We start from the raw sequence: 13,341 nt of genomic DNA, 5'->3' as shown, positions 1-13,341 counted from the left end.
GACCCGAACTTACCTGGCAGCTCGCTCCAGGATCGACGTGGCGTCGGCCTGCGCGTTCGCCTGCGCATCCTTGGCCGAGACCTGGCCATACTGCAACGCCTCGAGCGTCTGCTGCAGGGATTCGGAGAATTCCTGGCCGCCGAGCACGACCGGGAAGGGCCGCGCGTCGGCAAGCGCGGAGACATAGCCGGACAGGAATTCGGACCCGAGCTTGTCCTTATGCGCCTCGATGTCGGACGTGCGCGACGGCAGGATGCCCATCGACATCAGGATGTCGGACATGGCCGAAGCGCCGTTCTTGCCCGATTTCGGGCTGTTCAGCCAGGCGAGGAATTCCCAGGCCGCCTTCTGCTCAGCTTCGCCGGCCTTGGCGTTGACGACAGTCATCCAGGAATAGGAGATCGAATGCGGCTTGTCGCCGCTCGGGCCGACGGGGATAGGTGCTGTGGCGATGTTTGCGAACTTGTCGCCCATGCCGGCCTTCAGCGCGCTTTCCCACCAGTTGGCCATGATGATCATGCCGGTCTTGCCGGAGACGAAATTGTCGAGGAACGGACCGGTGGTGTTGGCGTCGGCCGTCGCCATCGCCGGATTGCTCGCGCCGGACTTTATCAAGTCTTCATAGAGCGCGAAGGTCTCGCCGGCCTGGGCGCTGCCCAGCGCCGGCTTGCCGTCCTTGACCAGGTTGCCACCATTGGAGACGAGCAGCGAGGCGAAAGGATGGACCACGCCCGCCGCCCATGAATTGATCATGCCGAAGCCCTGCTGGCCCTTGTCCTTGTCGGTCAGCTTGGCGGCGGCTTCCTTGAATTCGGCCCAGGTCCTGGGCGGGGCGGCAATGCCTGCCTGCTTGAACAGCTCCTTGTTGTAGTTCAGCGCGTAGACGTCGATCTCGTTCGGGATGCCGTAAAGCGTGCCGCCGACCGAGGCGGCGCTGACGACGCCCGCCGGCCAGGCGCTCTTCACCTCGGCCGCGACCGCGTCGGGGGCAGGGGCGACGAGCTTGTCCTTCGCCAGTTCCGGCAGCCACAGATCGTAGATGCCGCCGATCGTCGGCCCGTCGGGGCCGCCGCCCTGCGAGCGCAGCGTGGTGAGCAGATCGCCGAAGGGAACCGCGCGAACGGTGATGGCGACATCCGGATTGGCCTTGGAAAAATCCTTGGCTGCCGCCTCGAGCAGCGCAACCGTCTCGGGCGACCAATGGGTCAGATAGGAGATGTTCACCGATTGCGCCCAGCCGGTCGTGGGAAGGGCGATGAGCCCCGCTGCGAGAGCCAGTTTCGAGATCCAGGCAAGCGACATCGGCATCCTCCACACAAGCCGTGACAAGAATGACGACGTTATGACAAGTTTGATCTCACGCGCAAGCCCTTACGTGCGGGCGTTCGGCAGGCGTTTGGATGCCAAAAACTCCGCAACGGCAATTTTGGAAAATAATCTAGATAAATCAGCTTATTATGCATTCTGCTCCTGGTTGACATATAACCGTCCATGATTTTGAGCTCTTGCGGTTAGCGTCATGTCGTTATAATGACTTTGGGAAAAAGCGGATGACTCGCTTGCGGGTCTCGCCGCCGTGCAAGCCTAAAAATCAAAAATGGGAGAACTGGCAATGAGCATGCTTTCAATCCATCGGCGCGCCGCGCTCGGCCTGATCGGCGGTCTCGCCGCGGCTTGCGCGGGGGTCATCACGACACAGCCGGCCCGCGCCGATAGCACGGTGACGCTGTGGAGCTGGCGCACCGAGGACGAGGCGGCAATGCACCGCATCTTCGAGGCCTTCGAGAAGAAGAACCCGGGCATCAAGGTCGACATCCAGTTTACGCCCGACGCCGACTACCAGAACCGCCTGAGCACGGCGCTGCGCGGAGGCCGCGGACCCGATATCGCGCAGCTCAAGGCCTATGGCGAATTGCAGCCCTTCATCGAGGGCGGCTATCTCGACGCGCTCGACGACAGCGTGGCGGAACTGAAGAACATGCCCGACGCAGCCCTCGGCGGCGCGCGCGGCCGCGCCGACGGCAAGCTCTACGGCGTGCCCTATTCGGTGCCGATGATGGGCGTCTTCTACAACGAGGAGATTTTTTCCGCGCAAGGCATCGAGATCCCGAAGACCTACAAGGACTTCGTCGCCGCCTGCGAGAAGCTCAAGGCGGCGGGAATCACGCCGATCGCCAATGGCGGCGCCAACGGCTCGGCCTGGGAATTGGAGATCGGCGTCGGCGTCATCGGGCCGACGCTCTATGGCCCCGGCTTCTATGACGAGATGATGAGCGGCAAGGCGACTTTCGAGGACCCGCGCTATGTCGCGGCGCTGAAGCGCTTCGCCGAGCTGAAGTCCTACTATTCCGACGGTTTTGCCGGCATCGATTACACCACCGCGACGCAGCAGTTCATCGGCGGCAAGGCGGCGATGTTCTTCGGCGGCTCGTTCGAGAACGGCAGCTTCAAGTCGCAGAACCCGAAGCTGAAATTCTCGATCTTCCCGTTCCCGGCCGATGACGCCTCGACCAAGCTCTACACCTCGGCCTTCTCCGACGGCTCCTATGGTCTCGTCTCGGAAAGCCAGAACAAGGAAGCGGCGACCAAGGTGCTGAACTACATGGCCTCGGCCGAGTTCGCGCAGGCCTTCGCCGACGAGCTCGGCTGGCCGCCGGCCCGTACCGACGTCACCGTCAAGGACCCGGTGCTTTCCAAGATGATGGAGATGTCGAAGAACTCGACGCCGTACCTGACCCTCGTCGGCTTCCGCTGGCAGGCGCCGACCGCATCTTCGGTGATGCAGTCCGAGATCATCGACATGGTCGAAGGCAACGTCACGCCGGAGAAGCTGGCGGCCGACATGCAAGCGGCCGTCGCCACCTGGTTCAAGCCCAAGCAGTAAGGAGTGCCGGCTGCTCTAATAAAAGCGATGGAGCATGATGTCGTCCGAAAACCGCTTCACATTTTTCGGCATCATGCTCCAGTCGGCCGGCATCTTCACCCCTACAGAGCAACGCATGATCAAGCCCCGCCGCACGACCAGCCTCCAGCGCACACAGCAGCGCATGGCGGTGCTGTTCATCCTGCCGGCGCTCGCCGTCTACGGGCTGTTCGTGCTCTATCCGCTGTTCCTGTCGCTGTGGGGCAGTTTCTTCACCTGGAAGGGGCTGCGCATGCAGGAGTTCGCGGGCCTCGCGAACTTCTCGCGCCTGTTCGTGTTCCCAAGCGGCGCGCGGCTCTATGGGGCGCTGTGGCACAACATCGCGTGGTTCTTCGGCATCATGGTGCTGCAGAATGGGCTCGGCCTGTTGTTCGCCTGGCTGCTTTTCCTGCGTAGCAGGGGCGCTGCCTTCTTCCAGTCGGTATTCTTCTTCCCGGCGGTGCTCAGCCCCGTCATCGTCGGCGCGCTGTGGCGTCTGCTGTTGGCGCCGGGCGGCATCGTCGAATGGGCGCTCAACGGGCTTGGCCTGCACCAGGGCAGCCTGACCGCGCTCGGCAACAGCCACACCGCGCTTGGCATGCTGATCGCCGTAGATGCCTGGAACTGGATGGGCCTGCCGGTGCTGATCTACACGGCGGGCTTGAGGCAAATCTCGCCGCAGGTGTTCGAGGCGGCGAAGCTCGACGGCGCCGGCAATGCGCGCATGCTTTATTCCGTCGCGCTGCCGCTGCTGATGCCGGCGCTCGGCACGCTGACGACGCTCTCCTTCATCAACACCTTCAACCAGTTCGACATCGTCTATGTGATGCAGGGCGTGCAGGGCAATCCAAGCTATGCCACTGACACGCTCGTCACCTATTTCTATCGGCTCGCCTTCGGCGCCGAGGGCGCGGTCGGCATCACCGACATCGGGCTGGCGCTTGCGCTGGGCACGATGCTGTTCCTCATCCTCAGCATCGGCACGCTTTTGATGCTGCGCTTCTTCGACAAGCGGACGGTCGAGCTATGAGCACGCCGTCCTTTCAGCAAACATTGGCACTTCCGCAGCGACTGGCGCGAGTGCCGGGCTGGATCATCCTGCTGATCTGGACGGCGGCGGTGCTGCTGCCGCTCTATATCCTGGTCGTTTCCTGCTTCAAGACGACGGCGCAAATCTACGACAACCGGCTCGGCTTGCCGCAGAGCTGGGGCTTCGACAATTTCGTCCGCGCCTGGACGCGCGCCGATCTCGGCCACAATTTCATCAACAGCCTGATCGTCACCGGCGGCGCGGTGATCCTCACCATCGTCGTCTCGGCGATGGCCGCCTATCCGCTCAGCCGCTACAGGCTCGGCTGGAACGGCATCATGCTCGGCCTTTTCCTCTCCGGCATCATGCTGCCGATCCGGCTCGCCTCGGTGGAGCTGTTCACGCTAATGCGAAGCCTCGGCCTGCTCGATTCGCTCACCGGGCTGATCCTGGTCTATTCGGCGATCCGCATTCCGTTCGCCGTCTTCATCTTCGCCAATTTCATGCGGGTCCTGCCGTCCGAACTTGATGAAGCGGCGCGCATGGACGGCGCCGGCGAGACGCGCATCCTGTTCCAGATCGTGCTGCCGATGGTGAAGCCGGCCGTGTCGATCGTCGCCATCTTCACGGCGATCGCGGTGTGGAACGACTTCTTCTTCCCGCTGATCTTCATCTTCGACGACCGCTACAAGACGGTGCCGCTGGCGATCAGCGTGTTCGTCGGACAGTTCCGCACCGATTGGGGCCTGGTGTTCGCTTCGCTGGCGATCTCCATGGCGCCGATCCTGATCATGTATTGTTTGCTGGCGCGCCAGATTCGCGAGGGCGTCGGCGCCGGGGGAGGCATGAAATGATCGAGGACAAGGTCTATGCCGCGCGCTCGATCCTGGTCGTCGGGGCGCATGCGTTCGACGCCGAGGTCATCGCCGGGCCGCTGGCGGCGGCTGCCGCCAAGAATGGAGCCCAGGTCACCTTCCTGCATCTCTCGATGGGTGAGCAGGGCCATCCCTGCCTGATCCCGGAGCATTATTCGGGACAGAAGGAGGACGAGGCGGCGAAGGCGGCGGCGCGGCTCGGCGTTGAAATGCGCAACATGAAGCTGCGCGACGCTTTTCTGCCCAACGACAACGCGACCGCCTTGCAGGTCTGCGACGTCATCCGCGAGGTGCGACCGGAGGTCGTCATCACCCACTGGCACGGCAGCTGGCACAAGGACCATCGCGCTGCGGCGCATCTCACCCAGACCGGCGTCTTCTTTTCGGCGTTGCCGACGCTGAAGCGCGCCCATCCCGCGCATACGCCGCAGTTCCTGCTCTTCGGCGAGAATTGGGAGGACGACGAAGGCTTTCGCCCCGAGCATCTTGTCGATGTCAGCGACGGCTTCGACGCCTGGCACGAGGCTGTCATGGAATATGAGCTGGCGCGGGGCTTAAGCAGCTTTCCCTACGTCGACTATTACAGCGCGCTCTACAGGCTGCGCGGTTGCCTGCGCGGCACCCGCCATGCGCAGGCCTTCGCTGCAGCCTCGCATTCCTGGAATGCCGGCAGCGGGCTGTTCGCGCCGCCCGCCGATCGGAGCCGGAAGACATGACGCGGGTTCTCGCCATCGATCTCGGCGGCACCAACCTGCGCGCCGCCATCCATACGGGCGATATCGCTGACCTGACGCAGCAGGTCCGCGAGCCGGCGCCGGAGAGCCTCGACGCGTTCGTGACGCGCGTCAGCGCGCTTGCGGCCACGGGCGAAGCCAAGGCGCTCGGGCTTGCGGTACCGGGTCTGGTCGACGGTTCCGTCTGCCGCTGGATCCCGAACCTGGCCTGGCTGGACGGTATCGACATCGCGGCTTTGTTTCCCGACATCAGCGTCGCGGTCGGTAACGACGCGCAGATCGCGCTTCTGGCGGAAGCGGCTGAGGGCGCGGCTAGGGGCGTTTCCGACGCGATCCTGCTTGCGATCGGCACCGGTATCGGCTCGGCGGTGCTGGCCAATGGCCGCATCGTCGCCGGCGCCCAAGGCGGCGCCTGCTCGTTCGGCTGGGCCTGCGCCGATATCGAAGACCAGGGCGACGAACGCAGTGGCTGGCTGGAGCGCGTCGCCTCGGGCCGCGCGCTCGATGCGCTTGCCGCCCAGGTTGGGCTGGCGAATGGCGGCGAGTTGATCGAGGCCGCACGAGCCGGGCGATCGGCCGCGCTTGCCGTCGTCGAGCAGGCAGCGCTACGGCTGGGCATCGCGCTCGCCGGCGCCGTGGGCCTGCTCGATCCGGGCGTTATCCTGGTGTCCGGCGGCCTGGCGGATGCGCTGGACGTAATTGCGCCGCCATTGCTTGCGGCGCTTCGGCGTCAACTGCCGCCGCATCTGCGCGGCATCGAACTCAAGCCTGGACTATTCGGCTCCCGCGCCGGCCTGATCGGCGCCGCCCTTGCCGGGCAGGCGGGAAGTGGGTGGAGGCAGGTCCGATGAGCGAAGCAAGCTTTCAGCAGCCGGACCGCAGGCGTCCGGAGCCGCTCTGGTATCAGGTCGAGGAGGCGATCCGCGCCATCGTCAAGAGCGGCGAGTGGGCGACCGGCGATCAGATCCCGGCCGAGGACCGGCTCTGCGCGCTGTTCGGCGTCAGCCGCATCACCTTGCGCCACGCGCTGCGCAATCTTGAGGAAAGCGGGCTGCTCAGGCGCGAGCATGGCCGGGGCACATTCGTTCGCTCGACCACGCTGGTTGCCGGCACGCGCGAGCTCACCTCCTTCACCCAGGAGATGGGCAATATCGGCGTGGTGGCCGGCTCGCGCCTGCTCGACTGCAGCCTGACGACGGCGAGTGCCGCCGCCGCCGGCGCGCTCGAGATCGAGGAGGGCGACCCGGTGGTGCGGATCAGGCGGCTGCGGCTCGGCAACAACGAGCCGATCGGCATCCAGACGGCGCAACTGGCAGCCGCGCGCGTACCGGGCTTCCTCGATGCCGGCCTGCTCAAGGGCTCGCTCTACGAGGCGCTGGGGCGCCAGTACGGCATCGTGCCGGTCGAGGCGCGCGAGAACTATCGCGTCGGCGCCGTGAGCGCGGCGGACGCCGAATTGCTCGACCTGACCGCAGGCAGTCCCGCCTTCGTCGTCGAGCGCATCACCATCGACGAGCGCGGCCCGTTCGAATTCACCGTCTCCGTGATGCGCGGCGACCGCTACGAGATCCGTTCGACGCTGCGCGCCGGCCGCCTCCCAAACACCAGAAGCTGACACGATTAACAGGAGTACCGAAGTGTCCGATCTCTACATTCCCCGTCTCGTCGCCCTCATCGAACAGGCATCGAAGGCCAATTCGGAAGCGTTCGGCCAGGCGGCGAGCCGCTTCGCCGACACGCTTGAGAATGGCGGACTGGTCCATCTCTACGGCTCGGGCCACTCGGTACTGCCGGCGCAGGAGATGTTCCCGCGCTATGGCAGCTTCGTCGGCTTCAATCCGCTGACCGACCCGCGCGTGATGTGGCACAACGTGCTCGGCGCGGGCGGCGTGCGCGAGCTTTTGTGGCTGGAGCGGACCGAGAAATATGCGGAGAAGTTCCTTGACCATCAGCCGCTGAACAAGGGCGATTCCATCATCATCTTCGGCCATAGCGGCCGCAATTCCTCCGGCATCGACACCGCGCTCTACGCCAAGAAGCGAGGCATCTTCGTCGTTGCGGTCACCAGCAAGAACAATCTCGACAAGCCGGCCACGCATTCCTCCGGCAAGCGGCTGGCGGACGCCGCCGACCTCGTCATCGACACCTGCTCGCCGATCGAGGACGCGGTTGTGCCGATCGACGGCTGGAGCCGACCGGTGTCGGGCTCGTCGACGGTGCTGGCGATGATCATGGCGCACGAGCTGCTCGCGCGCACGGCCGAGCAATTGTCGAAGCGCGGCATCGAGCTGCCGGTCTTTGCTTCGCCGACGATCGCGGGCGTCACGCTGCACGACACCGACGTCATCTACGGCGTCTACCGCGAACGCATGATCGAGGCGCAGAAAAAGCATCTGCCCACCTTCCAGGCGACGATGCGCGGAGAGTGATTAGGCTTAATGGGAGGCGCCGCGGCGCCTCCCATAAGCCGTTCAGAGCCAGCGCTGCATTGTTGCGGAATGCTTGGGCGGCGCGTCATTCTCATCGGGATTTGGGATCGGCTCCTCGTCGGGCAGCCGATCCGGATCCGGCTCGCGCATCGGCTTCGGTTCGGGGATGGGCGGCGGCGTGGGCACCGGCGTCGGAGACGGGTCCGGATTGGGGAGAATGGCCATCGCGTTTTCCTTCCGCTCGGTGTCTCGGCAAGCTCTGCTGCGATCCCAACATGCGGGATGTGCTGCCCGACCTGAAATGATGCTCGACCTGAAATGATGGAGGTGATCGCCGCATTCAGACGCTTCGTCGGGAGCGATCGGCGGCGCAAGCTGGCAGAACGGTCGCGCCCGCGGATGGTTCCAACACGATCTGGCCGCGCGCCGGCGACAAGTAGCGATCAAATGATTCTGCGCGCCTGTTTCGGCTCTTGCCGGCGTCGGTCGGCGCCTTAGTTCCCATTGCGGGCGGGTGATCATCTGTCGAGACAGGAGACGGCCGTGAAGCACCAAACCCTTGACCAAATCAACGCCGTTGCCGACGTTCAAGCCGAAGCACCGGCTCTCATCGCCAATCGCGGTCAGCGCCTCGAGCGCTGGGCGCAACTTCTCGAACAAAGTCCGAGCCGCCTCACGGCGCTCGCAGGCACCGAATACACCTCACCCGACATGCGTGAAAGAATGCGCACCGACGGATCGGCGATCGCCGTCGCTTTCGCGGATCCGATCTTCCGCGCGCAAGGCTTGCAGGACGACACATACGGCGAAGCCAAGCGCTTCTTCGAAATGAGCGACTGGCAGCTGCATGAGGTCGTCTGCCATTGCCATGTCGGCGCCAACATGCCGGCACGCTGGGCGGCGTCGCGGGTGCGCGCGGCGATCTCTCCGGGCGCAGGCATTCTTGCCTGGCTGAGGGCGGTGTTCATGTATTAGCCGTGTCACAATGCACGGGACCGCACCGGTTCGAGATCTTGATGGGAGCGACGGAGACCTGACTGGTTCTCCGCACTCCCTTTTTGCTGTGCGCGGGCTGCGGCCCGAAATTTCGGCGTCACTCTTGTGGAGACCGCCATAACCTGAACAGATGGGTCGCACGCGGCCGGTCATGCGGTCATCTGGATGATCAACGTCAGTGTGCCGTCACCGTCAATGTTGGCGGCAACGACCTGTGTCGAGTTGAGGCCGTTGGCGCGCAGGACCGACGTTGCCTCGGGTGAGGCATCGACCGAGCTCTGCAGCTTGGCCAGCTCGTTGGCAGTCGTCCTGGTGACTACGGCTTCGGCCTGCGCCTTCACCTCCGAAGGCAGGTCCTCGATCGCCACCACGACAATGTTGGTAACGCTCTGGTCGGCGTTATCCTGACCGGGCTGGGCCTGATCGGGGACGGGCTCCTGGGCCGGCGGCGGGACCTGCGGCTGCGGATCGGCGAGTTGAGCAGAAGCGGGCTGCGCCAGTGCCAATGCCGACAGCGTCAGGACCATGGTCAAGGTGCGCATCGTCTTTCCTTTCCATCTGGAAATCTGACGACACAACCCCCCGAGCCGGACGATGGTTCCCGCATAGACGTCGATGCGGCAACTCAAGAGACGCGTATTGTGCGGAAGGTGACGGAATAGCGGTGTCGTTCGACCGGCGGGATGCTGTGTTCCCACTCGTTTCGCGCCGGGCCGGCCATGAGATAAACGGACCTGGGCTCTACGTCGATCGTTTCGCGATCCCACGCCGCGCCTTTCTTGCGGCGCAGCCGGAAGCTGCAGGGCGCCAGCAGCGAGACGCCGGCAACCAGCTCGAAATGCGGCTTGTCCCGGTGCCAGCCTATGCCGGCGCCCGGGCGATATTCGTTGATCAGCGCTTGCCCGAACGCGGCGGCAGGAACGCCCGCGAACTCGGCGACCTTGGCGCGAACCGGCAGCAGGAAGTCCGGTATGGACGGGGCCTCCACGACCTGCCGGCGTTCATAGTCGTAGCGCAAGCCGAAGCCGACGATCTGCCTGTTGGCAAGGTGACCGTGAAAATCGAACGGTTGGAAAGACAAGCCCTGGATATGACGGACCAGTTCGCGCTCTTCGTCCTGGCTAATCAGGTCCGGTCGGTAGGAGAAGCCTTCGGGCATGCTTGTGGGCGGCAGGCCTGCGGGCGCACCGAAGAGATCGCCCTGGAAGGCGCTCTCTGCTGTTTGGCGTTTGGCTGGTGACATGCGGCTCAGATAGGCAATCGGAGCCCTTGTGCAAGGTCAGTCCCCGGCATGGCGGAACTTGGCGCTGCGCGAAGGATTAGGGGTTGGAAAGCAGGACACCGGATATGCCTTCCACCGCGATCCAGAATATCCGTTACGATCCGTCGAGGCGGATCCTTTCTGTGTGGTTCGTCCCAAGCGGCGACCGTTACGACTATGAGGATGTCGGACCCGAGACCTACATGGCTTTCAAGGCGGCTTTCTCAAAAGGGCAATTCTTCAACGAATTCGTGCGCGATCATTTCAGATATCATCTGGTTGAGCATGGAAGATCGTCGTAGAGCGCCAAGGCATCGAAGCTTGCCTGCCTCTGGCTGTCCTTCAACGCGTCGCCGGCGTGAGGATGCGCGCCACTTGATCGGCAATCGCCAGGCTGGAGGTCAGGCCGGGGCTTTCGATGCCGAACAGGTTGACCAGGCCGTCGATGCCGTGCGTCGCGGCATCCTGGATCACGAAGTCGCTGTTGGCGTCGCCAGGGCCGGAGAGTTTCGGCCGGATGCCGCTATAGGCCGCCTGCAGGCTGTCGTCGGCCAGATCGGGCCAGTATTTGCGGATCGCGGCATAGAAGCGCTCGCCGCGCGCCGGATCGACGCGATAGTCGAGAGTGTCCGTCCACTCGACGTCCGGTCCGAAACGGGCGGTGCCGGCAAGGTCGAGGGTCAGATGGACGCCGAGCCCGCCGGGCTCGGGCACAGGATAGACGAGATGTGAAAAGGGCGCGCGCCCGGCAACCGAGAAATAATTGCCCTTGGCGTAGCGAAGCGTCGGCAGAAACTGCCGGCCAAACCCTTCGAGCGAGCCTGCCAAGGCGATAGCGCCGAGGCCGGCCGCGTTGATGAGGCGCGATGCGGCAATCTCGAACTGCTCGCCGCTCGCCGTGTCTATGGTCCGTAGCACGATCCTGCCCGCCTCGACACGACCCGAGACGATGCGGGTGTTGAGCGACAGCATCGCGCCGCTCTCCTCGGCATCGCCAAGCAGGGCAAGCATCAGACCGTGGCTGTCGACAATGCCGGTCGAGGGCGAGAGCAGCGCCGCGGTGCAATGCAGCGCCGGTTCCAATATCTGCGCCTCCATGGCGCAGAGGGATCGCAAGTCCCCGACACCGCAGGCCGCGGCGTTGGCGCGAATGGTGGCCAGCACCGGCTCGTGTGTCTCGTCGGTCGCGACGATTAGCTTGCCGCAGCGGCGGTGGGGGATCGACCGGTCGCCGCAGTAGCGGTAGAGCATGTCGCGTCCCGCCACGCACAGACGGGCCTTCAGCGAGGCTTGCGGGTAATAGATGCCGGCGTGGATGACTTCGGAATTGCGCGAACTCGTTTCGGTGCCGATGGCGTCCGCCGCTTCGAGGATCAGGGTATCGAGGCCCTGCGCGGCCAATCTGCGCGCAATGGCCAGACCAGTCACGCCAGCGCCCGCGATGATGCAATCGACTTGTTCCATGCTCTGATCCTGCTGCACCATCGTTGCCGCGACAGTCGAGGCTTGTTGGCGCTATCGATCTCGACATCGCGGCCCTTGCGATCAGCCTGCGCGATGAGGCATCAACCGCCACAATGCAAGGCGGAACTTTCGGATTTCTCAACGAGGACGCCCCGTCCTATTTCCGCTTTGGACGCCGCAAACAGGAGCCACTATGATGGACGTCAGACCGAATTCGCCCGAAGCCCGCGATATCCGCTACCACCTGCATGCCTATACCAACGCCCGCAAGCACCAGGAAACCGGTCCGCTGGTCATCGAAAAGGGCGACGGCGTCTATGTCGAGGACATCGCCGGCAACCGCTATATCGAGGCGATGGCGGGCTTGTGGAGCGTTGCCGTCGGCTTCTCGGAAAAGCGGCTGGTGGACGCTGCGACAAGACAGATGTCGAAGCTGCCCTTCTATCACGACTTCGGCTCGAAGGCGCATTCACCGCTGATCGACCTGGCCGAGAAGCTGGTGCAGATGGCGCCGGTGCCGATGAGCAAGGCCTATTTCACCAATTCCGGCTCCGAGGCCAACGATACCGCGATCAAGATGATCTGGTATCGCTCGAACGCGCTCGGCCAGCCGGCGCGCAAGAAGATCATCAGCCGCAAGCGGGGCTATCATGGCGTCACCATCGCCTCGGCGAGCCTGACCGGCCTGCCCAACAACCATCTTTCCTTCGACCTGCCGATCGCCAACATCCTGCACACGTCGACGCCGCATCACTGGCGCGACGCTGAGCCCGGCGAGAGCGAGGAACAATTCTCCGCGCGGCTTGCCGACGATCTGGAAAAGCTGATCCTCGCCGAGGGGGCTGAAACGGTTGCGGCCTTCATCGGCGAGCCGATCATGGGCGCCGGCGGTGTCGTCGTCCCGCCCGCCGGCTATTGGGAAAAGATCCAGGCGGTGCTGTCGAAATACGGCATCTTGCTTGTGGCCGACGAGGTCATCTGCGGTTTTGGCCGGACCGGTGAGATGTTCGGCTCGCAGACCTTCGGCATGAAGCCCGACATCATGGTGCTGTCGAAGCAGATTTCCTCCTCCTACCTGCCGATCTCGGCGCTGCTGATCAACGATCGTGTGTTCGAGCCGATCGCCGACGAGAGCGACCGCATCGGCACTTTCGGCCACGGCTTCACGGGCGGCGGTCATCCGGTCGCCGCGGCCGTCGCGCTTGAGAACATCAAGCTGATCGAGGAGCGTGACCTTGTCGGCAATGCGCGCAAGGTCGGCGCGCATCTGCAGGCAAGGCTGCGCAAACTCGCCTCGCATCCGCTGGTGGGTGAAGTGCGCGGTGTCGGCCTCATCGCGGCGGTCGAGTTCGTCGCAGACAAGGCAACCAAGGCGCCTTGGGGCAAGCCAGCGGCGCTCGGCGCACTGGTCAACGGCTTCCTGCAACAGAACGGCGTCATCTCGCGCAACATGGGCGACGCGATTGCCTTCTGCCCGCCGCTGATCATCACCGAGGCGCAGATCGACATGCTGGTCGATGCATTCGAGCGCTCGCTCGACACGGCTCTGCCGCAGGTCCATCCGCAGGGCTGATAGCTTCGTCAGGCGTTCAGCGCCTGGTGGGCAGCAGCTGGCCTATCTCCCGCCCAGAAAATGAAGAAGCTAGCGAT

Annotated in this window: 15 protein-coding genes; 10 read left to right on the top strand and 5 right to left on the bottom strand. The window is 64.3% G+C overall.

Annotated features, from left to right (window positions below; genetic code table 11):
• Positions 1-9 precede the first annotated feature (9 nt).
• Positions 10-1,302, bottom strand: a complete 1,293-nt coding sequence (locus RFM98_RS27340) for an ABC transporter substrate-binding protein (RefSeq protein ID WP_320311688.1) — start codon at positions 1,300-1,302, stop codon at positions 10-12.
• Between the two features lie 310 nt (positions 1,303-1,612).
• Here RFM98_RS27340 and RFM98_RS27335 point away from each other — a divergent pair, with 310 nt between their 5' ends.
• Genes RFM98_RS27335 through RFM98_RS27305 form a run of 7 tightly spaced genes read left to right on the top strand, consistent with a single transcriptional unit; the run spans position 1,613 to position 7,970 of the window.
• Complete coding sequence (locus RFM98_RS27335) at positions 1,613-2,884, top strand: extracellular solute-binding protein (protein ID WP_320311687.1); 1,272 nt, start codon at positions 1,613-1,615, stop codon at positions 2,882-2,884.
• A gap of 34 nt (positions 2,885-2,918) precedes the next feature.
• Positions 2,919-3,932, top strand: coding sequence for a carbohydrate ABC transporter permease (locus RFM98_RS27330; protein WP_320311686.1), 1,014 nt, complete (start codon positions 2,919-2,921; stop codon positions 3,930-3,932).
• A complete protein-coding gene (locus tag RFM98_RS27325) occupies positions 3,929-4,786 on the top strand; it encodes a carbohydrate ABC transporter permease (RefSeq protein ID WP_320311685.1) in 858 nt (285 codons plus the stop codon). The genes RFM98_RS27330 and RFM98_RS27325 overlap by 4 nt, the downstream gene beginning before the upstream one ends.
• The gene (locus RFM98_RS27320; protein WP_320311684.1) at positions 4,783-5,523 is read left to right on the top strand and encodes a PIG-L deacetylase family protein; all 741 of its coding nucleotides are present in this window, start codon (positions 4,783-4,785) and stop codon (positions 5,521-5,523) included. The genes RFM98_RS27325 and RFM98_RS27320 overlap by 4 nt, the downstream gene beginning before the upstream one ends.
• Entirely contained in the window at positions 5,520-6,392 is an 873-nt protein-coding gene (locus RFM98_RS27315) for an ROK family protein (RefSeq protein WP_320311683.1), read from the top strand. The genes RFM98_RS27320 and RFM98_RS27315 overlap by 4 nt, the downstream gene beginning before the upstream one ends.
• Positions 6,389-7,156 (top strand): GntR family transcriptional regulator, encoded by a 768-nt coding sequence (locus RFM98_RS27310; RefSeq protein WP_320311682.1) that lies wholly within the window; start codon positions 6,389-6,391, stop codon positions 7,154-7,156. Before RFM98_RS27315 ends, RFM98_RS27310 begins: the two co-directional genes overlap by 4 nt.
• Before the next feature lie 22 nt (positions 7,157-7,178).
• Positions 7,179-7,970 carry a sugar isomerase domain-containing protein gene (locus RFM98_RS27305; protein ID WP_320311681.1) on the top strand — a complete coding sequence of 264 codons (792 nt, stop codon included), beginning with the start codon at positions 7,179-7,181 and terminating at the stop codon, positions 7,968-7,970.
• A gap of 42 nt (positions 7,971-8,012) precedes the next feature.
• Here the strand turns inward: RFM98_RS27305 and RFM98_RS27300 are convergent, their stop codons facing one another.
• Entirely contained in the window at positions 8,013-8,195 is a 183-nt protein-coding gene (locus tag RFM98_RS27300; RefSeq protein WP_320311680.1) for a hypothetical protein, read from the bottom strand.
• A gap of 318 nt (positions 8,196-8,513) precedes the next feature.
• Here RFM98_RS27300 and RFM98_RS27295 point away from each other — a divergent pair, with 318 nt between their 5' ends.
• A complete protein-coding gene (locus RFM98_RS27295) occupies positions 8,514-8,945 on the top strand; it encodes a hypothetical protein (RefSeq protein ID WP_320214775.1) in 432 nt (143 codons plus the stop codon).
• A gap of 170 nt (positions 8,946-9,115) precedes the next feature.
• Here RFM98_RS27295 and RFM98_RS27290 read toward each other — a convergent pair whose 3' ends face one another.
• Both RFM98_RS27290 and RFM98_RS27285 read right to left on the bottom strand, forming a co-directional pair.
• Positions 9,116-9,508 (bottom strand): hypothetical protein, encoded by a 393-nt coding sequence (locus RFM98_RS27290; protein ID WP_320311679.1) that lies wholly within the window; start codon positions 9,506-9,508, stop codon positions 9,116-9,118.
• Positions 9,509-9,591: 83 nt separating this feature from the next.
• Positions 9,592-10,125 (bottom strand): alpha-ketoglutarate-dependent dioxygenase AlkB, encoded by a 534-nt coding sequence (locus tag RFM98_RS27285; protein ID WP_320311678.1) that lies wholly within the window; start codon positions 10,123-10,125, stop codon positions 9,592-9,594.
• 188 nt (positions 10,126-10,313) lie between these two features.
• Here RFM98_RS27285 and RFM98_RS27280 point away from each other — a divergent pair, with 188 nt between their 5' ends.
• Positions 10,314-10,529 carry a KTSC domain-containing protein gene (locus RFM98_RS27280; protein ID WP_320311677.1) on the top strand — a complete coding sequence of 72 codons (216 nt, stop codon included), beginning with the start codon at positions 10,314-10,316 and terminating at the stop codon, positions 10,527-10,529.
• A 40-nt stretch (positions 10,530-10,569) separates the two neighbouring features.
• On the opposite strand, the gene RFM98_RS27275 is transcribed toward RFM98_RS27280, so the two are convergent.
• Positions 10,570-11,691, bottom strand: coding sequence for an NAD(P)/FAD-dependent oxidoreductase (locus RFM98_RS27275; protein ID WP_320311676.1), 1,122 nt, complete (start codon positions 11,689-11,691; stop codon positions 10,570-10,572).
• A 196-nt stretch (positions 11,692-11,887) separates the two neighbouring features.
• On the opposite strand from RFM98_RS27275, the gene RFM98_RS27270 reads away from it, so the two are divergent.
• Entirely contained in the window at positions 11,888-13,264 is a 1,377-nt protein-coding gene (locus RFM98_RS27270; protein ID WP_320311675.1) for an aspartate aminotransferase family protein, read from the top strand.
• Positions 13,265-13,341 lie beyond the last annotated feature (77 nt).

Source organism: Mesorhizobium australafricanum, assembly GCF_033977265.1.
GTDB lineage: Bacteria > Pseudomonadota > Alphaproteobacteria > Rhizobiales > Rhizobiaceae > Mesorhizobium > Mesorhizobium australafricanum.
Note: the sequence above shows the minus strand (reverse complement) of the source record. Positions and strands in the feature narration are given on the sequence as shown.